17 protein-coding genes and 4 pseudogenes are annotated in these 17752 nt (G+C 69.5%); 9 read left to right on the plus strand and 12 right to left on the minus strand.

Annotated elements, in window-relative coordinates; genetic code table 11:
* Positions 1–191 (minus strand): hypothetical protein (locus tag AB0J53_RS42190; protein WP_364183183.1); only part of this gene is annotated, 191 nt, incomplete at its 3' end.
* Between the two features lie 169 nt (positions 192–360).
* Here AB0J53_RS42190 and AB0J53_RS42195 point away from each other — a divergent pair.
* Positions 361–1713, plus strand: a complete 1353-nt coding sequence (locus AB0J53_RS42195; protein WP_364183186.1) for a hypothetical protein — start codon at positions 361–363, stop codon at positions 1711–1713.
* A gap of 135 nt (positions 1714–1848) precedes the next feature.
* Here AB0J53_RS42195 and AB0J53_RS42200 read toward each other — a convergent pair whose 3' ends face one another.
* The 7 genes and pseudogenes from AB0J53_RS42200 to AB0J53_RS42230 form a co-directional block, all read right to left on the minus strand.
* The gene (locus AB0J53_RS42200) at positions 1849–2832 is read right to left on the minus strand and encodes a tyrosine-type recombinase/integrase (RefSeq protein ID WP_364183189.1); all 984 of its coding nucleotides are present in this window, start codon (positions 2830–2832) and stop codon (positions 1849–1851) included.
* Between the two features lie 108 nt (positions 2833–2940).
* Positions 2941–4164 carry an MFS transporter gene (locus tag AB0J53_RS42205; RefSeq protein WP_364183191.1) on the minus strand — a complete coding sequence of 408 codons (1224 nt, stop codon included), beginning with the start codon at positions 4162–4164 and terminating at the stop codon, positions 2941–2943.
* Between the two features lie 368 nt (positions 4165–4532).
* Entirely contained in the window at positions 4533–4820 is a 288-nt protein-coding gene (locus AB0J53_RS42210; protein ID WP_364183404.1) for a Tn3 family transposase, read from the minus strand.
* Positions 4792–5871 (minus strand): annotated as a pseudogene (locus tag AB0J53_RS42215) (Tn3 family transposase); the annotation flags it as partial. The pseudogene AB0J53_RS42215 and the gene AB0J53_RS42210, both read right to left, overlap by 29 nt.
* 126 nt (positions 5872–5997) lie before the next feature.
* Entirely contained in the window at positions 5998–6201 is a 204-nt protein-coding gene (locus tag AB0J53_RS42220; RefSeq protein ID WP_364183194.1) for a hypothetical protein, read from the minus strand.
* A complete protein-coding gene (locus tag AB0J53_RS42225; protein WP_364183195.1) occupies positions 6195–6884 on the minus strand; it encodes a hypothetical protein in 690 nt (229 codons plus the stop codon). Before AB0J53_RS42225 ends, AB0J53_RS42220 begins: the two co-directional genes overlap by 7 nt.
* A gap of 324 nt (positions 6885–7208) precedes the next feature.
* Positions 7209–8159: a YafY family protein gene (locus tag AB0J53_RS42230; protein ID WP_364183197.1), complete on the minus strand. Its 951-nt coding sequence runs from the start codon at positions 8157–8159 to the stop codon at positions 7209–7211.
* Between the two features lie 173 nt (positions 8160–8332).
* Between AB0J53_RS42230 and AB0J53_RS42235 the strand changes: the two genes are divergently transcribed.
* Positions 8333–8782, plus strand: coding sequence for a carboxymuconolactone decarboxylase family protein (locus tag AB0J53_RS42235; protein ID WP_357592543.1), 450 nt, complete (start codon positions 8333–8335; stop codon positions 8780–8782).
* Between the two features lie 153 nt (positions 8783–8935).
* Positions 8936–9559, plus strand: a complete 624-nt coding sequence (locus AB0J53_RS42240) for a YdeI/OmpD-associated family protein (RefSeq protein ID WP_364183200.1) — start codon at positions 8936–8938, stop codon at positions 9557–9559.
* Positions 9560–10171: 612 nt separating this feature from the next.
* Here AB0J53_RS42240 and AB0J53_RS42245 read toward each other — a convergent pair.
* Positions 10172–10913: pseudogene (locus tag AB0J53_RS42245) on the minus strand (IS256 family transposase); the annotation flags it as partial.
* Between the two features lie 378 nt (positions 10914–11291).
* On the opposite strand from AB0J53_RS42245, the gene AB0J53_RS42250 reads away from it, so the two are divergent.
* From AB0J53_RS42250 to AB0J53_RS42275, 6 genes and pseudogenes are all read left to right on the plus strand, one after another.
* Complete coding sequence (locus AB0J53_RS42250) at positions 11292–11759, plus strand: hypothetical protein (protein WP_364183203.1); 468 nt, start codon at positions 11292–11294, stop codon at positions 11757–11759.
* Positions 11760–12022: 263 nt separating this feature from the next.
* Positions 12023–12499 (plus strand): annotated as a pseudogene (locus tag AB0J53_RS42255) (zinc-binding dehydrogenase); the annotation flags it as partial.
* Positions 12500–12612: 113 nt separating this feature from the next.
* Positions 12613–13161, plus strand: coding sequence for an RNA polymerase sigma factor (locus AB0J53_RS42260; protein ID WP_364183206.1), 549 nt, complete (start codon positions 12613–12615; stop codon positions 13159–13161).
* Positions 13145–13819, plus strand: a complete 675-nt coding sequence (locus AB0J53_RS42265) for a hypothetical protein (RefSeq protein ID WP_364183209.1) — start codon at positions 13145–13147, stop codon at positions 13817–13819. Before AB0J53_RS42260 ends, AB0J53_RS42265 begins: the two co-directional genes overlap by 17 nt.
* A 20-nt stretch (positions 13820–13839) precedes the next feature.
* Positions 13840–14043, plus strand: coding sequence for a hypothetical protein (locus AB0J53_RS42270; RefSeq protein ID WP_364183212.1), 204 nt, complete (start codon positions 13840–13842; stop codon positions 14041–14043).
* A 149-nt stretch (positions 14044–14192) separates the two neighbouring features.
* A complete protein-coding gene (locus AB0J53_RS42275) occupies positions 14193–14378 on the plus strand; it encodes a DUF4158 domain-containing protein (RefSeq protein ID WP_364183214.1) in 186 nt (61 codons plus the stop codon).
* A 567-nt stretch (positions 14379–14945) separates the two neighbouring features.
* Here the strand turns inward: AB0J53_RS42275 and AB0J53_RS42280 are convergent.
* The 3 genes and pseudogenes from AB0J53_RS42280 to AB0J53_RS42290 form a co-directional block, all read right to left on the minus strand.
* On the minus strand, positions 14946–15686 hold the full coding sequence (locus AB0J53_RS42280; protein WP_364183217.1) for a methyltransferase: 741 nt from the start codon (positions 15684–15686) through the stop codon (positions 14946–14948).
* On the minus strand, positions 15683–16774 hold the full coding sequence (locus AB0J53_RS42285; protein ID WP_364183406.1) for an MMPL family transporter: 1092 nt from the start codon (positions 16772–16774) through the stop codon (positions 15683–15685). Before AB0J53_RS42285 ends, AB0J53_RS42280 begins: the two co-directional genes overlap by 4 nt.
* Positions 16769–17656, minus strand: a pseudogene (locus tag AB0J53_RS42290) (MMPL family transporter); the annotation flags it as partial. The gene AB0J53_RS42285 and the pseudogene AB0J53_RS42290, both read right to left, overlap by 6 nt.
* Positions 17657–17752 lie beyond the last annotated feature (96 nt).

Consider the following 17752-nt stretch of genomic DNA (forward strand, 5'->3'; position numbering starts at 1 on the left):
AGCCCGGCGATGTCACCGACCGAATCCACCAGCGGCGCGGGCGGCGGCAACGGCGGCTCGGCCGCCTGGCCGGAACCGCCGACCACTCCCCCGCCACCGTGACCGCCTGAGCCGGCAAGCGTCGCGCCCGCCCCGGGACGCCACACCGCGGTGGGCACGAGCACGTCGTCGCGGCCGGCGTCCTGGCTCATACGGCTCCTTGTGATTCGAGGCGTGATGGCTTGCCCCAGAACATGATCGCTTACCGTATCTCACTTAATCAGAATTGTGTGAGAGATTCGTGCTGCCCGCGTATCCGCATCCGAATCGAATGATCCGATTCGGATGCGGATCGGCTATGGATCTGATAGGTTTCTGAGTATGATCGAGGGAACCGAGCAGGCCGGTCCGAGCGTGGGAAGCAGCGAGGAGATCCCGCAGCCGGTGCAGGGGCAGGTCGAGGAGGCGGTGGCCGCCGGGCGCGCCGCGCGCACCCGCGCCGCTGGGCGGCGGCCCTGCCGCTACTGCGGCGGCGCCCTGCCCGCCGGCAAACGCGCCGACGCCCTGGACTGCAGCGACGATCACCGCCGCCGCTACAACCGTGAACGGGTCGCCGCCGCGCCGCCCGACCGCGACAGCGGAGAGGTCCGCCTGGAACACGCCGGCGCCGTGCTCGGGCCGCTGACCGACCAGCTGACCGCCACGGCGGCCGCCCTGCGCGCAGCCCTCGACGAAGCGGTCGCGGATGCGCTGAACGAGGCCCGCGCCGCACGCGCCGACGCCGACGGCGCCCGCCGCGAGCAGGCCGAAGCCGGCACCCGCGCCGAACTGGCCGAACGCCGCGCCCAAACCGCCCGCGAAGCACAGCAGGCCGCCGAACAGGCCGCCCACCAGGCCAGACAGGAGGCCGGCAGCAAGGTCGCCGAAGCCAAGGAGGACGCCCGCGCCGCCTGGGCCCGGACCGCCGAGCACGAACGCGCCCGCGGCGCCGCCGAACAGGCCCGCGACGACGCCCTGAACGAGCGCGACCGCGCCACGGCGCAGCTCCAGGCGAAGACGGCCGAACTGGAGGAGGCCCGCCGCGAGCTCGACCGGCTACACGCGGCCGTCGAGGAGCAGGCCCGCCAGGCCGACGCCCTCCGTACTGCGGCCGCCGACGCCGAGCAGCGCGCCCGCGACGCCGAGACCGCCCGCGAACGCGCCGAGCACGAAGCCCTTCAGGCCCACGCCCGCGCCGAGACAGCCACGGCGCACGCCGAGGCCGCCCGCGCCGAAGCCGCCGATGCCCGACTCGCGCTGGTCGCCGCCCAGGGCGAAGCGGCTGCCGCCGCACAGCTCCGGGCCCGCGCCGAGGACGAGCTCCGCCAGGCCCGCACCGAGCACGACACCCAACGCGAGCGCGCCGCCATCGCAGAGCAGCGAGCCCGCGCCGCCGAAGCCGAACGCGAGCGCGCCACCGAGCAGACGCATCAGCTGCGCGACCGGCTGACCACCGCCCAGGCCGCCGCCGGGCTGGTGCTGCCGGAACTAACCGACCTCAGCAGCGACCACGGTGTCGGGGTTCGCGGCGTCACCCTGCCCGACGCCGGTATCGACGTTGCCCGGGACCCGGACGGCGCCGTGGTACTGCACTTCCAAGATCAGGAGATCCGGCTCGGCGACCCACAGCACGTTCCAGCTCGTGGGCGAACCCTGGCCGCCGCGATCCTGGCCGCCTCCGCTGCACGCCCCTGACCGGCGGCGGCCCAGCGGCTGCGCCGCCGCCAGCCCCCTCCCCCAGCCGCCGCGACCATCCCATCAAGGACGCCCCCCCACACGGGGGCCACCGGAATACGGCAGAAATGGGCCGCGGAGAGAAGTTCGGCCTGGTTAGGCTCGGCGGTGGGGATCGCGACGGGCTTGCCAGCGTGTGAGGGCGTCGGGTGAGACCCGGGTGTAGCGGGCCAGGCTGGCTACAGAGGCATGGCCGGAGTAGGCCAGGAGCGTGCCGGTGTTGGCGCCGTTCTCGGCGGCGTGGGTGAGCGCGGAGTGCCGTAGGCCGTGCAGGGTCCATCCAGGTGCGGCGGTGAGATCTGCTGGGTCGGCGAGATCCTGGTGCGCAAGCGATTTGGTCAGCGCATTGAAGATCTCCTCAGCGCGTCGGTAGGACAGTCGGGCCCTGCCAGTGACCGGGTCCAGGTCGCCAGCGGCGTGGGCGACGCGGGCACGCCGCTCGGTGAGGAATACCGGTCCCTTGCTGCGGCCGGCGAGCAGCTTGGGCAGAAGGCGGGCGGTGCGGGTCTGCCAGACGACGATGTCAACCGCGCTGCCCTTGCGGGTGACCCTGGCGCGTCGGTTGCGCCGGTCAAGGTCTTCGAGGTCCAGGCCGAGTAGTTCGCTGGCGCGGGCGGCGCTCTCGTACAACATCGCCCACAGCGTCTTCTCCCGGAGTGGTGCCTCCAGGTCGAACAGCGCCTCGATGTCGGCGACCGCCAACTCGCGAGTCCGGTCAGGGGCGCGGCCTCGTCGCCCGAGCAGGCGGGTCGGGTCGGCGGTCAGCCAGCCCTGGTCCATCCAGAAGGCCACCGCCGAGCGGAGCGCGTCCAGGTGCCGGTTGAAGGTGGCGGCGGCTCGGCCGCTCCATTGGCGGGCGAACCATGCGGTGAGTCGGTCGACGTTCTGTTCGTCGTCGAGCTCGGAGAGCAGGACGTGGGTGCCGGGCGGGGCGAACTCGGTGGTCAGGGCGCGCAGGGTGGAGCGGTAGGCGCGCTGGGTGTTGCGTTGCTCGGGCCCGGACAAGGTGACCAGGTAGGCGGCGGCCGCAGCGGGCAGCGGAGGTGATCCGCCGCGCTCCAGGCGGTGAAGCTCGCCCACGCGATAGAAGGTTCGCGATCAGCGCTCCCTCGGTCACCCTGCGACAGCGAAGGAATCTCCCTCCGATGGCCGAAACGGTGAAGGAGGTCCTTGGATGATCGAGGGTGTTCAGTGCGCCCGGTTGGGCGGGGGGTCGGTGGGCAGCCGGCTGTGGCGGAAGATCCGCCACAGGGCGAGGTCGTAGCCGATCTTCGTGACACCGGCGAGCAGGAACGGCGCAGCCAGGCTGATCGATTGCAGTACGCCTGCCAGCGCCGGTCCTAGGGGCCTGGTGAGGTAGCGGGCGGTGTTGGTGATCGCGGCGGCGGCGGTGCGTTCCTCGGGCGGGACCATCGCCATCACGTACGCCTGCCGGGCGGGCACGTCCATCGACGACAGGCAGGCACGCCCGAGCAGGAGGGCGATCGCCAGCGGGAGGGAGGGAGCAAACGGCACTGCAGCCAGCATGACGTTGGCGGGCAGGTGGGTGAAGACCATCGTGGGCAGCAGCCCGATCCGGTTGGCCACCCGCGGCGCGGCCAGCAGCGAAGCGGTCTGGAGGATCCCGACCACAGCGAAGGTGACCCCGATCGTGTGGGTGGTGGCCTCGAAGCGGACGGCGAGCCAGTAGCCGACGTAGGCCTGGATGACGAACCCGCCCGCGAGGCTGTCGGTGGCGAAGAGGCCCGCCAGGCGGGCCACCGGGCCGCGGGAGCTGGCCAGTATGCGCGATTGTGGTAGTCCGTGTGCAGGAGCCGGTGCCGGTGCCACTGTCGCTGCCGGAGCTTCGACAGTGGCGGGCAGCCGGAGGGTGAGGAGCATTCCGGCGGCGGCTGTGCCGGCCAGGATGCCGCCCAGCAGTCCCCGGTCGGCGGGCAGGCTCCCCAGGAGCGCGCCGAGGGTCCCGGCAACGGCGGCGATCGCGTTGTAGAGGCCGAATCCCCGCACGATCTGCTTCTGGGGGCGGCCGGGGCCGGCCAGCATGACCTGTTCCAGCGTGGTAAACGGCCCGGACTCGATGACCTCGACCGACATTGCTCCGCTGAAGGCGGCCACGGCCACCAGCCACCAGGGCAGGCCGGCGGCGATGACCAAGCCGCATAGGAGCAGGGCGGCGTACAGGCCCGCGTAGGCACGGCGGCGGCCGAGGCGGTCGCCCCACCGAGCCAGGACCAGGCTGGTGAGAAAGCTGCCGACCAGAATTGCCGCCAGCACCAGACCGACCTCGGTGGCCGACAGCCCATCGTTGCCCATGAGAGCGCCGAGCTGGACGGCGGCCACGCCATACCCGAGACCGCGAAACGCCTGCGACGTCAGCAGTACGCCAACGGTGCGGTCGTGGGCAGCGCTCATGCCGGTTCGCTAGCCGACATGCTGGAGGGCGAGAGATGTTCGGGAAGGTCCATGATTTCGATCATGTACCGAAACCCGTGCCTGTGACGGCTGTTATGGCATGGATTCCGGACGAGGTTCTGATCAGACCTTCCTCGTCATGGCGCGAACAAGACCCGGGATTCGAGATCGAGACGGGTGGTTGGCTCGGCTGTCGGCGGGCTGAGGTTGAGGATCCAGTTGCCGAACCGGCGGATGACGTGCGTGATGTACGGGGAGATGGTCGCTAGGTCATCGGGGTCGACGGGACGCCCCTCGGCAGCGATGGCGTTGGCGGCGTCGGTGATGTCGCAGGCAGTCGTTGTGGCCGATCAGCTTGCCGCCGAACATCAGCCAGTCAGCGAAGCCGTGGAAGGCCTCGTTGCGGTTGGTGATCGCGGTGATCTGCTCGCGCAAATCCGGATCGGACAGGCAGCGTAGGTGCGCACGGCGCGGCCGAGTTCGCGAAAGGCTCGATAGAGACGGTTCTTGCGTGAGTGGTTCCCAAGACGCCGCAGCAGGGTGACCGAGGAAATCCGGTTCTCCCGAATGGAGATCGCGGTACGCAGCAGGTCGCTCCAGTGGGTCTCGATCAGCCCGAACAGCGGGTCCGATGTGCTGGTAGCAGACCCTGAGATCGGGACGGTAGAAGATCAGGTCGTGCCAATTGCGGATGCGAGGTAGCAGGTCGAAGCCCAGGAGCGCCGCGAGTTCGAAGACAGGCAGCGATTGGCCTTGGGTGTCGGCGTGGATGGTGTCTGGCTGGATTTCCGAGGCGTTCTTCAGCAGCCCTTCGACGATGTAGACGGCCTCCCAGACGCCGCAGGGGATGAAGTGGCTGAACAGCGCCACGTAGGTGTTGGAGATGTGCCGATAGAACAGGCCTCCGTAGCCGCCGTACCGGATATGGGACTCGGCGAGCAGGTTGTTCTCCCACGTCTCCACCTGCGATCCGACCGCGGCCACCGTCTTTCCGTCACCCCACATCGAGGCGATATCGAGCTGATTGAAGGCATTGATCACGGTCGTGGAAGCTTTGGCGATCTTCTCGCTGGTGGCATGCTTGTTCGCCGCCCGGGCGAGCTCGGCTGCGCTGACCTGGCCGCGCATGTGCGCGGCGACTTGCGCCGGGCCGAGCAGGGTGCCGTAGGTGAACACGGTCAGCACATACCGGCCGAGCGATTCCTTGATCTTCGTGTCGGAGCCGGAGGCGGGCCCGAAGTGATGGTGCCAGCCGAGCTGGTAGGCGGTGCGAGTGAGGATGTCCAGCAGATCGCGCTGTGGAAGCCGGTCATGCACCGCCTCCTCCAGCTTGAGCGCCTCGGTGCTGCGCTCGGTGCCCTTGCGGCGACGCAGGACCGGGCGACCACCCTCCAGCACGAGATCGGTGTTGCCGGGGTAGCCGGCGTCCACGGCCTCGGCGGTGTCGACGAGCAGCTTCTTGTAGTGGCCGGTCAGCTCCGCCGGATCGGTGGGCAACCCAGCCTCGGCGCAGAACTCCTCGGCCAGCGGCTGGCACTCCTGCCAGGACATGAGCTGGTCGTGCAGGTTGGCGTAGAGGTCCGACCCTGCCACGGCGATATCGCCCGATCGCAGTTCAGCCGCAAGGTAGGAGAACACACAGACCTCCACGTGCCGGCGCACCAGCATCCCCGGCCGGTCCGGATCCTTAAGGATCTTCCGCCACATCGCCGAGGCGAACGCGTCCACGTTGACCGACAGTGTCACCGGTACCGGGACATCGTCCGGGCCCGTCCGCTTCACCGTGATCTGCTCGGGAACGAACGCCGAGCGGGCACCGCGCTGGGCCTGCAGCTACTCCACCGCGTCCAGGACACTGCGGTCGGCGTTGGTCGACTCCAGCTCGATCGAGTCCACCAGGGTGAACAGGGCCGAGCGGTGCGAGCGGTAGTACTGCTCCAGCAGCGGCAGGTAGTTGTTGCCATGATGAGCCGACACCGCCTCGTGCGCACTAGCCAGAGCATCCAGCCCGCCGCCCTGCTCAAGAGCCTTCAACACCAGACGGCCCGCTCGTTCGGCCACCGCCTGCCTGTCACCGCCGGCGCTGGCTGGCATGTTCGTCGAGGCCTCGACACCCTCCGGACCTTCCTGCTGGTCGGGGTCGAGCGCCTCGCGGACGCTGTCCAGGACGTCGCCGAACACGCCCAGAAGCCGTTCGGACTCAGCACGATGCATCTCGCGCAGCGCCTCCAGCTGATCGCGGCCATCCGCTTGCAGAACATCGTCACCACGTCGTCGCGGACCCCGGTCCGCACCGTGTGCAGCAGGCTGACGATCAGCGTCAGCCGCTTGTCCTCGTCCAGCACCTTGCGCAGATCCGCGACATCAGTCACCCGCGCCTCTCCCGCGAAGTGCGCGACCTTCCCCGGCGGCACATCCTCCAGCCAGGCCTCGGTCGGGCCAAGTGCGTCCAGGTTCTGCAGAAACACCAGACGTCCCTTGAACTTGCCCAGCGATGCGGCCTGCGCCACGTCCTTCAGCCCGTCGTAGTCACTGCGCCCCGTGATCGGGTCGACCACCAGTAACCTGGCCAGCCTCGTGCGAGCAGCGACATCGACTCGGCTCGCCACGAGCGTGAAGAATCCGCGGTTCACCTCGGTGCGGATCGTCTTGGTCAGCTCGTCCAGCGTCGTGTAGCCGGGCAGCTCGCGTCGCGCCCGGACCAGTTCCTCCAGCGCCACGTTGATCAGATCGGCTGGGTTGTCCTTGGCCTGGGCCGTGGCTGGCCGAGCATGCCGTCCGCCCGACGCCGCGGTGGCGGCCGCGTTCGAGGCCCAGGTCCGGGCCGTCGCCCCGCCGTGGTGGCCTGGACCTCCCATAAGCTGCGGCAAGCCGCCACCCCGGCCAGTCCTGAGGACCAGTGAGCGATATGCGAAGAACATGGCTTTTCGGTTCCAGCACGTAGTTATCCCAGGTAGTGCACCCCTTCCGGTAACCTCTCGAGTTCCTCAACGGCAAAATCCGTCACTGCAGGTAGCCGTGTCAGCGATCGGCGGGTGTTTGTGTTACTGGTTGTCGTTGAGGAGCTGTTGTGTGCGCGTGAGGAATGCCTGGCGGACCTCTTCTGGCTGCAGTATCTGGAGTGGTCGGCCGAGGCTGAGCAGATAGCGGGCCAGGCCGTCGGCGTCTGGCCCGCCGATGTCGATGATCGTTGCGTCATCGCCGTCCGGGTGGTGGACGCCGACCGTTGGTGGCACCAGCCTGCGGGCCTCATCGGCCGGTACGGCCAGGCGGATGGTCACCCGCACCGGGTAGGGCCTCAGCGCGATGCCCGTGCTGACCATCTGTGCTGGATCTGGCGGGTCGGGCAGGGCAGTGGCCTGCCCGGTGGCTGTGGCATCGATGATGCGATCGGTACGGAAGGTGCGCCAGTCCTGCCGCGTCAGGTCGTAGGCGAGGAGATACCAGCGGCGGCCGGTGTAGATGAGCCGGTGGGGGTCTACTCGGCGGGTGGACGTCGTTCCGGCCCCGTCGCGGTAGGTCACCTGGGTACGTTCGCCTCGCCGGCACGCGGTGGCCAGGTCGAGGAGCAGCGCGGGGGAGATCTGGCTGTCGTCGGGTCGTGCGGTGTGGGTGAACGCGGCGTCCAGCTCGCCGAGCCGGTCGGCGATCCTGGCCGGCAGCACCTGGCGTAGTTTCAGCAGCGCCGACAGGGCTGCCTGGTCGCTGCCGGAGACTCCGCTGAAGGCGGCGGTGCGCAGCCCGACAGCGACCGCGAGGGCCTCCTCCTCGTCAAGGATCAGTGGTGGAATCCTGGTTCCAGGCCCGAGGTGGTAGCCGCCCCATGGACCCATCTCCGATTCGATGCCGTAGCCGAGTTCACGTAGCCGGGCGATGTCCCTGCGAACCGTCCGTTCGGTGATCTCCAGTTGGGCGGCCAGATCAGCGCACGTCCAGGACTGCCGTGTTGACAGCAAAGACAGCAACTGCAGCAGCCGCGCCGAGGTGTTGACCATGGCGGACAGTCTGCTCGATAACCAGGACCGTTTCTGACCGGGTCATACCGTAACGTCGCCGGCATGACCGAGAACTCCTCGGCCGAAAAGTCCATGACGACGATGACCTCCGCCAAGGTGCGTTAGATGACGGAACCGGACGGGCCGAGGTAACCGATGAAGGAGCAACACTGATGGAAGCACGCATGAAGAGCGTGGCGAATTCCGACGTGATCACAGCGGTCCAGCATCTCCAGAAGGCGATTCACGCCGGTGGCGTCGACCCGCTCGTGCTCGAGCTGGTCCATCTGCGGGCCAGCCAGATCAACGGCTGCAGCCCGTGTGTGTTCGCCGGCGTCCAGTCGGCGAAGAAGCATGGAGAGACCGACGAGCGGCTGCACAGCGTGGTCACCTGGCGCGAGACCCCGTTCTTCACCGAGGAGGAGCGGGCGGCGCTCGCGCTGACCGAGGCCGCCACCCGAATCCAGGATGGCGCGCCGGGCGTGACCGACGAGATCTGGGACGCCGCTGCCGCCCACTTCGACGAGAAGCAGATGTCGGCGATCATCTTGAACATCGCAATCACCAACTTCTTCAACCGGATCAACCACACGATCCGGGAGCAGGCCGGCAAGGCCTGGTGAAGGCGGGCGGCCGTCATCCGTCCAGAGGACGCGGTGGCGACGCGGCGAAGGACGAGATCGGCCGGCTCCACCGCTGGCCGATCCGGCGCCACTGCCGGCAGGCCCCCGTTCTGGGCTCTCACCTTCGGGTGACCGCCGACAACCATCCCTTTGATGATCATCAGGGGCACAATGACGATGAGCAACGAACCACTGGAACTGACCGTTGCCGATGCCCGAGCCTGGCGGGAGTGGCTCAGCAGGCACCACGACAGCTCGGCAGGGGTGTGGCTGGTCCTCGCCAAGCAGAACACGACCCGGCCCACCAACCTGACCTATGACCAGGCGCTCGACGAAGCCCTGTGCCACGGCTGGATCGATGGCCGGCTACGACGGCGGGATGAGATCACCTTCTGCCGGCGCTTCACCCCTCGCGGCAGGCAAAGTCCCTGGCCAGCGCGGAACGTTTCCATCGTCACCCGTCTGATCGGCGAGGGCCGGATGCATCCGGCCGGAATGGCCGAGGTCCAACGCGCCAAGGCCGACGGCCGCTGGGACACGGCCTACGCGGGACAAGCCGGCATCGAGGTACCAGCCGACCTGGCCGCCGCATTGGTCGCGAAACCCCAGGCACAAGCGATGTTCGACATCCTCACCTCCCAGAACCGCTACGCCATCCTCTATCGGATCACGAACGCCAAACGCGCCGAGACCCGAGCCCGCCGTATCACCCAGTTCGTTGACATGCTCGCCCGCGGCGAGACGATCCACCCACAGAAGCGCGCCCTCGGCAGTTGAACGCTGGACCACTCCTCTCCCCCGCCTCGCTCCTCCAAGCCCACGCACGTCGAGGTCCTCGACGTGCAACGCGAGGATTTCGGGGGCCCGGGCGGCGGTCTCGTACAGCATCCGCCACAGCGTCTTCTCCCGGAGCGGGATGTCGCGACGTGACAGCAGCCGGTGGATGGTGGTCTTGGCGACTGCGCGGGTCTCGTCGGTTCTTTCTTTGCGGCGTTCGGCGTCGGGCGGGACCGACGGGGCAGCCCAGTGCTTTTGGTATGGCACCAGGTGAGTCAGGAGGCGATGGCGGCGCGGTTGCGGTTCCAGGTCGCCGGCGCGCTCGCTCCCCATAGCTCGGCGAGTGTCACCGCTGGCGATCCGGGTCTCGGGCCAGTCGCCGGCCGACTTCAGGGTGCGGGAGAACACGACCTTGGGGATCTCGTTCCCGGCCTTGGCCGAGGGGTGGTCGGAGGTGGGCCAGTATCCCCAACGTCGGCACCCCGCTGCCGTGGGGCCGCTGGGAGACCGGCGTTAGGCAGGTCGGCGTGACCGAGGCGACGGCCGCGAACCTCGTCGGTGTGTCGCTGCTGGTGCGTGGCGCGGTCGAACGCGTCCAGCGAGCCCGCGACCGCCGGCCAGCGTGGCGCCGATCGCGGCCACCAGCCCGGCGTGGCAGTCGGAGATCACCAGCTGCACCCCGGACAGGCCCCGGGCGACCAGATCGCGCAGGAACGCCAGCCAGCCGGCGCATTCGGTGCTGGTGACCTGCAGGCCGAGGATCTCCCGCCGGCCGTCGGCGTTCACCCCGGTGGCGACCAGGACGTGCACGTTGATGATCCGGCCGCCCTCACGCACCTTCTGCGTCAGCGCGTCCAGCCACACGAACGTGTACGGGCCGGCGTCCAAAGCGCGGGTGCGGAACGCCTCGACCTGGGCGTCCAGCGTCTTGGCCATCTGCGAGACCTGGCTTTCGGAGATGTGCTTGATGCCGAGCTGCTCGATCAGCTTGTCCACCCGGCGGGTAGAGACTCCGAGCAGGTAGCTGGTGGCCACGACGCTGATCAGCGCCTGCTCGGCCCGGCGGCGGCGTTCCAGCAGCCAGTCGGGGAAGTACGAGCTCGAGCGCAGTTTCGGGATGGCCAGCTCGATGCTGCCTGCGCGGGTGTCCCAGTCGCGGGTGCGGTAGCCGTTGCGCCGGTTGGTCCGCTCCTCGTTGCGCTCGCCGTAGCCGGCCCCGCACAGGCTGTCGGCCTCGGCCGACATCAACGACTCGGCCATGGTCTCCCGCCATGGATCGCAACAAGTCGGGGTCCCCGGTCTCGATCTGCTTCGCCAGCCACTGCTCGGGCGTCACACTGTTGTCCGCGGCCATCACGTGCCTCTTCGATCTTGGGTTTGCGCCTTCGAAGGATCACGCGATGGCCGTCACCATTTCACGACGCTATGCCTGTTGACCAGGTCAAACTCATACACCACTCCCGTGGGCGCAACCGCGCGCCGAAACGGGCGGCCGCGGCTAGCGTGGGGCACCACCCATCACCATCGACCCGCTGCGCGCCATGGCGTCGTAGCACTCTTTCCTAGCTCCTGTCGGTCCTGCCAGGCCGGGTCGGCCGTCGAGTTGGACCGACCAGCACAGGGAGCCGGCCGTGCTGGGCGTCCCCGGCAGCGGTGCAATCCCCCAAGCGGGGGAGCCACTTGGCTCCCAGGCGTGAGGCGCGTCCCCCGTGGCACCGCCATGATCGAGCGCATGAGATCAACGTGGTTCGGAATCGCCGCTCTGACCCCGTACATCGCCATGAAGACCTACTGGGCCTTCGGCGGGAACGCCGGCCGACCGGCGGGTGACCTGGGGGCGGAGATGCTGGCCAACGGCGCGCCCGAGGCGCTGGTCTGGATGGAACGCCACGGGATCGACTTCACCGCTCTGGGCGCCCTCGGGGGCGTGCTCTTCCTGGTCGCACTGGCCCGCCCGTGGGGCGGACGGCTGCCGCGCTGGCTGCTGCTGGTCCCGGGATGGGCAGGAGCCTTGATCCTCACCCCGTACGGCACCGCCACCTTGATCGCCTCGGCCGTGGGCTTCAGGGCCGTCGAGGAAGGCTGGTCGCCCTGGGTCGGTTACGTGGGCGGACTGGCCTTCGCGGGCCTCGGATTGGCCCTCGCATTGGGCACCCGCTCCTATCAGCGCCGTACCCGCCCCGCTCCTGTTTGGGCATAAGTCCGTCCAGCAGCATTCTCCATGGCCGCCCGCCTGGAGACCCCAGCCACCTGCCAGGATCGTCAGTGGCCGCCGATCAGGCTTTCCTGATGGCCGTCAACAGTGCGGGGATCTCGTAAAGGATGTATCAGGCGTCGGGGGGCCACCAGGCCGGGCGGCACACCGGCGGGGCCGTCGAGCTTGTCCTCGAATCCGACTCGGACCCGGCGGGCGAACACGGTCACCACGCCGCCGTGGTCGGCGCCGTCAACGAGTGCACTCGCGTGACCGTGATCGGAGACGGCGCGATCGCCCTGCTGGCGGTCCTGTCAGCCCGCCGCCTGGGCGCGGAGCAGATCATCCTGATGGGATGCCACCAGGCGCGCACCGGCCTCGGTCGCGAGTTCGGCGCCGCCGACGTCGTCTCCGCCCGTGGTGAGGAAGGCATCGCTCAGGTGCGCGAGCTCACCGGTGGATACGGCACCCATGTGGTCCTGGAGGCGGTCGGTGCGATGCCCGCCTACCAGCAGGCCCTCGGCATCGTCCGCCCAGGCGGTGTGATCAGCCGTGCCGACGTCCCGCTCGGCGAGCTACGCTTCCCAGCCGGTCGACGGGCCCACGGCCGCGCGATCGGTTGTGTCATCGGCGGCGTCGCCGTGCGGCTCACTATCGGCAGGCGCGGGCGTGCCGATCGGCACGGTGGCGGTGTGGAGGGCGGAGAGCTCGGCGGTCAAGCGGGCGAGCGCGACCCGGGAGCGTGACGAGGCCGCGCGAAATTCTCCGGTTCCGGGCGAAATGATCGGAGCGCCTCCACCCATGAAGAGAGCGTTCGTATCCGTACCGGAAGTGGAGGATGTCACGGTGGGAACCGCCTGTGTCAGATGACACTCACAGGTTCGAAACGGTCTACCGGGCGACCTACGATCAGATCACCGCCTACGCCGGACGCCGCTGCGACTCACCGCAGGACGCGGCCGACGTGGTCGCCGAGACCTTTGTCATCGTCTGGCGCAAGATCGAGGAACTGCCCCCGGGCCGGCAGGCGAAGCTCTGGGTCTACGGAGTAGCCCGCAACGTGCTGGCCGGCCATCGCCGCAGCGCGCTGCGCCGACAGGTGCGGCACCGGGACCTCGACGCGGAGATGGCCGACCTCTACGGTGATCTCGCCGACCGCAGCGTCGAGAGGAACGCGATCGCCCAGGCGTTTGCGACCCTTCCCGAGGACGACCGCGAGCTGGTCGCGTGGGAGGGCCTGGACCGCGGGGAGATCGCCGTGATGCTGGGGCTTTCCCGCAACGCCGTCCGTATCCGGCTTCACCGCGCGCGCAGACGCCTGTCCCGGGCGCTCGAAGTAGCCGACGTTCGATTCACGCCGACCGACGCGGTCGTTCCCACGGGGGATCACTATGAGGGATGTCGATGAGATCAACGAGCTGCTGAGGCCGCTGGCCCGGATCAGTCTGGACGAGCCAGGCGGGCGTGCCGGTGGGGCCCGCGCGCAGGCGCTGTTCGCCGACATCATCGCTCAGGAGCGGGACACGACGACGGCGGCGCTCCGGCGACGTCCACGCGCGCGTCGCTTCGGGCATCGCGCGCTGCTCGGGCTCGCCGCCTCCGCCGTCCTCGCCCTCGGCGTCGTCCTTGGACCGAGTCTGCTCGGCGGCGTCGCGACCTCCTACGCCAACTCCGCGGTGGAGATCCACAAGGAGGCCGACACTTACGTAGCTCGGATCAAGGACCCCTACGCGGACCAGCGGAGGTTCTCGGAGGCGTTCCGTTCCCTCGGCCTCAACGTCGAGCTCAGGGTGATCCCGGTCGCCCCCAGCGCGGTCGGCGAGATCGTGAGCCTGGGTGGCGGCAACGTCCCGGTGAACGTGCCGGTCGGGGTCCGCAGGGAGCCGGCGGACTGCGATCCGGCCGACAGCGGCTGCTTCACGGTGGTGACCGTCCCGGCGGCGATCAAGGGTACGTCCGACGTGGTGCACTTCGAGCTGGGCAGGCCGGCCAAGCCGGGGGAGCCCTACGAGAACAGCTGGCAGTCGGCCACCCGTCCGGAGAGCCGCTGGCCGGCGTCGAGGTGAGCGGCCGGACCGTCGACGATGTGCTGGCCGAGGTCGGCAAGCACGGCCTGCGTGCGGAGTTCCGTCGCGTCGTGGTCCATGAGGGCGGGTACACGGTCGAACCACTGGCCGCGGACCAGGTGGGCAGCAACTGGGTCGTGTACAAGGTCATACCTGCGCGTGAGGGCGTGGTCGGCCTGGAGGTCACGGCCGAGCGCCAAACGGGCCTCGAGTACGCGGACTGAGCACTGGAGCCCACCGTTCCGGCCTCGCTGTAGTCCTGGGGAATTTCCAACGGATTTGCCTGACGTGCACTGATGCGGGCCTGTCTCCGTTTGTTGATCACTTCCCTACGGTTCGTACGGTTCTGACCGGTGGCGGTGTGAGGGGGGCGATGTCGACCCGGATGTTCTCCGAAGACCAGTCGTACCCTGATATCGGCCGGGACGATCTGATCCGGCACTTCACCCTGACCCCCGGCCGCGGTCGCGGCCCGACCGACCGCCTCGGCCTTGCTGTCCAACTCGCCACGTTGCCCTGGCTGGGGTTTGTGCCGGATGAGGCGAGCTCGGCGCACTGAGAGCTCCGCGCCCGGGCATACCGCGTCTACCTCCGTGGCCGTTCTGGCGGGCAGCACGATCACCGAGCCGCGGGAAGCCCAAGTCTCCGCCTGCCTGGCGGTGCTCTGCCAGCTCGTGCGCCACCCGCAAGCCGAGCCTGGACACGCCGTCTTCCGCGTCCGCCTGGGTTTGCCGTCGTCGATCTCACCACCTGCGCCGCCCCCGCGAGGGTCCGCCCGGCCTACGCCCGCCTCATCGCGGAGGCCCTAACGGCACAAGATGGCTACGTGGCACGCGAGCTGCTCGGCCACGAGGGGTGCCGAGCGAACCTCAACCATGCCGAGAGCCACGCGCTCACCTGCGCGGTAGAGTCCGCGGGGCTCGGACGCGGGCATCCCCGGCCCGCTGATGTCCGACCTCCTTTCAGCGGTGCGGACGAAGTGAGAGCGCGATCGAGGCGGCGATGAGCCGAAAGTGCCGAAAGGATCTGCCGGGATACGCCGCCCAGCCGGGGGGCCGCACCGGCCACGCGGCGTGAGCCACTCCCCCTCTTGGTGACGGACGGCCTGTCGCCGTGGCGCCGCGATTCACGGCTTGGTCGGGTCCCGGTGGTAGGTGCGCTGGATGAAGGGCCGTTCGCACAAGTGGTAGAAGAGGTAGATGCCGGCCTGGAAGAGCGCCGCGACGGCAAGACCTTCCATGGACCGGGACCACAGGGCCCATCCGTAGGCGGGCAGGTTGCCCACGCTGTACATGGGATTGCGCACGTGCCGGTAGGGGCCGGAGATCACCAGTTCGCTCGTGTGGCTGAGGGGACGGCCGAGGAACATGTCACGGCAGTAGTAGGTGTCCAGGCCGGTGCTGCTCGCGGCCCACAGCTTGTAGAACGTTCCAACGGCCATGAGCGCCGCGCCCGCGGTACAGGTGGCCCAGACCGGGACGGCGCCGGGGAGGGTGTCGCCGTGAGCGTGGATGACGACGGCCTGGGCGAAGGCCTGGTTCATGAAGAGCAGACCGAGGCCGACCTCGTACAGGGCGTAAGCGCGGTCCTCGCCGAAGCGCTTGACGAGAACCGTCCGGCCGGGCCCGGCCAGCATCAGGCTCAGCCCGCCGTAGTACGACACCCACACCACCGCCGCGTAGCCGGTGGCGATGGCCGGTGACATCAGCAGCGGGGTCATGAGGTAGTACAGGGCGGTCATCATGCCGAACAGCAGCACGCGCACCGGCAGGTAGCGGGTGCCGCGCTCCAGGCGCAGGCCGGAGATGCCGAGGACGATGGTGGGCAGGCGCCAGGCGAGGGCACGCGGGGCGATGAAACTGATCATGTGCGGTCCTCCGGTGAAGTGGCGGTCAGGGACGGGACGGGTGGGCCGGCCCGATCGGGACGTGCCCGCCGGGTGCGGCGGACGGTGGGTGACCACCAGTTGGCGTGTCCGGCCAGGCGCATGACGGCGGGTACGAGCAGGGCGCGGATCACGGTGGCGTCCAGCAGCACGGCCAGGGCCAGGCCGACGCCGATCATCTTGAGCGGGGCGAGGCTGGAACTGGCCAGGGCGGCCATGACGACGGCGAAGATGACGGCGGCCGAGGTGAACAGGCGGCCGGTGTGCTGGAGGCCGCGGGCCACCGCGGTGACGGTGTCGCCGGTGTGCCGGTGTTCTTCGGTGATGCGCGACAGCAGGAAGATCTCGTAGTCCATGGACAGGCCGAAGGCGACACAGAAGATCATGCTGGGCATCAGGATGTCGATGCTTCCGGTGACGGTGAAGTCACCGACGAGCCAGCGCAGATGGCCGTCCTGGAAGACGTGGACCAGCACGCCGAACGTGGCGGTCAGGCTGAGCGCGTTCATCAGCAGCGCCTTGACCGCCAGGACGACGCTGCCGGTGAGGGCGGTGATCAGGGCCAGAGTGGCCAGCGCGATCACGGTCAGCGCCGTCGGCAGCACGTCTCCGATGCTCTGCCGGGTGTCGGCCAGGTTCCCGCCCGGCCCGCCGATCAGCACGGGGCCGGGAGCGCGGACCTGGCGCAGCCGGTCGGCCAGGTCGCTGTTCTCCAGGGAGTAGGGCTCGTAGGCGGTGGTGACCACCAGGTGGGAGAAGGCCGAGTCCCGCAGGTGGGCGGGCGCGTCCACGCGCACGACTCCGCTCACCTGCGCGAGCCGCCGGGCGTAGTCGTTCAGGACCGGCAGGCTGGCGCTGTTCATGGGCGTCTCGGGCAGTACGACGGTGGTCGGGGCGATGCCGCCACCCGTGTCGAAGTCCTGACGTAGCTGCTGGCCGGCCTGGGCCGCCGGCGCCTGCGGCGGCAGTACCCGGTCGTCCAGGGTGGCGAAGCGGACGCCGGTGAAGGGGATGCCGAGGATGAGCAGCAGCACGACGACGGGCACGGCGACGCGGACGGGGCGGCGCATGACGGCGATGGCCGCGTCGAACCACCACCGGCCGGTGGGACCGCCGGCTCGCCAGGGGCCGGGGATCGGCAGGCTGTTGACGCGTTCGCCGAGCAGCGCCAGGACGGCGGGCAGGATGACGAGGCTCGTGACGGCCGCGAGGACGGTGATGGTGATGCCGCCGTAGGCGATGGAGCGCAGGATGGTGAAAGGGAACAGCAGCAGCGCGGCCAGGGACAGGGTCACGGTGGCCGCCGAGTACGCCATGGCGCGTCCGGTGGTGGCCATCGTGACGCCGATGGCCGTGGACGCATCGCTGCCGCGCGCGAGTTCTTCCCGGAAGCGGGTGATGATGAACAGGCTGAAGTCGACGGCGAGCGCGAATCCGAGCGCGATGGCGATGCTCAGGGCGAACACCGCGATCTCGGTGACCTCGGTGAGCACCCGCAGCACGGCCATCGCGCCGACGACGGACAGTGCGCCGACGAGCAGGGGCAGCAGCGCGGCCACGGCGCTGCCGAATACGAGCAGCAGGATGAGCAGGGTCACCGGGGCGGCGATGAGCTCGGCCGTGCGCAGGTCACGCTCACTGCGTTCCTGGGTCTCGGCCCTGATCGGCGCTTCACCGGTAGCGGTGACGGACAGCGGGCCGTGCCGCCCGGCGAGGTCGGCGACGAGTTCGCGGGCCGCGTTGATCCGATGTGCGTGATCACCGCTCAGGCGTGCGGTGATGAGGGCGCTGCGACCGTCGCGGCTGCGCATCGCCGGTGCACGCGTGTCCCAGTACGAGGTGATCCCTGCCACGGCGTGGCCGGCCGCCAGCCTGGCGGCGAGCCGCCTGCCGGCCGCGACGGTGGCGGGATCGTCCACGGAGCCGGCGGCGCGGGCGATCAGTACGAGGTGCGGGCTGCCCGGCCGGGAACGTTCCGCAGCAGCTCGTCGGCCCGCGCCGAACCGCTCGCGATCGGGCCGGTGTTGCCGAGGACGAGCCGGTCCTGG

It is taken from the genome of Nonomuraea sp. NPDC049725 (assembly GCF_040674795.1).
GTDB classification, from domain to species: domain Bacteria; phylum Actinomycetota; class Actinomycetes; order Streptosporangiales; family Streptosporangiaceae; genus Nonomuraea; species Nonomuraea ceibae.

Coding starts and splice junctions, on each gene's coding strand:
- AB0J53_RS42195 (WP_364183186.1), top strand. CDS start 361: ATGATCGAGGGAACCGAGCAGGCCGGTCCGAGCGTGGGAAGCAGCGAG.
- AB0J53_RS42205 (WP_364183191.1), bottom strand. CDS start 4,164: ATGAGCGCTGCCCACGACCGCACCGTTGGCGTACTGCTGACGTCGCAG.
- AB0J53_RS42230 (WP_364183197.1), bottom strand. CDS start 8,159: ATGGTCAACACCTCGGCGCGGCTGCTGCAGTTGCTGTCTTTGCTGTCA.
- AB0J53_RS42235 (WP_357592543.1), top strand. CDS start 8,333: ATGGAAGCACGCATGAAGAGCGTGGCGAATTCCGACGTGATCACAGCG.
- AB0J53_RS42240 (WP_364183200.1), top strand. CDS start 8,936: ATGATCATCAGGGGCACAATGACGATGAGCAACGAACCACTGGAACTG.
- AB0J53_RS42250 (WP_364183203.1), top strand. CDS start 11,292: ATGAGATCAACGTGGTTCGGAATCGCCGCTCTGACCCCGTACATCGCC.
- AB0J53_RS42265 (WP_364183209.1), top strand. CDS start 13,145: ATGAGGGATGTCGATGAGATCAACGAGCTGCTGAGGCCGCTGGCCCGG.
- AB0J53_RS42275 (WP_364183214.1), top strand. CDS start 14,193: ATGTCGACCCGGATGTTCTCCGAAGACCAGTCGTACCCTGATATCGGC.
- AB0J53_RS42280 (WP_364183217.1), bottom strand. CDS start 15,686: ATGATCAGTTTCATCGCCCCGCGTGCCCTCGCCTGGCGCCTGCCCACC.
- AB0J53_RS42285 (WP_364183406.1), bottom strand. CDS start 16,774: ATGCGCCGCCCCGTCCGCGTCGCCGTGCCCGTCGTCGTGCTGCTGCTC.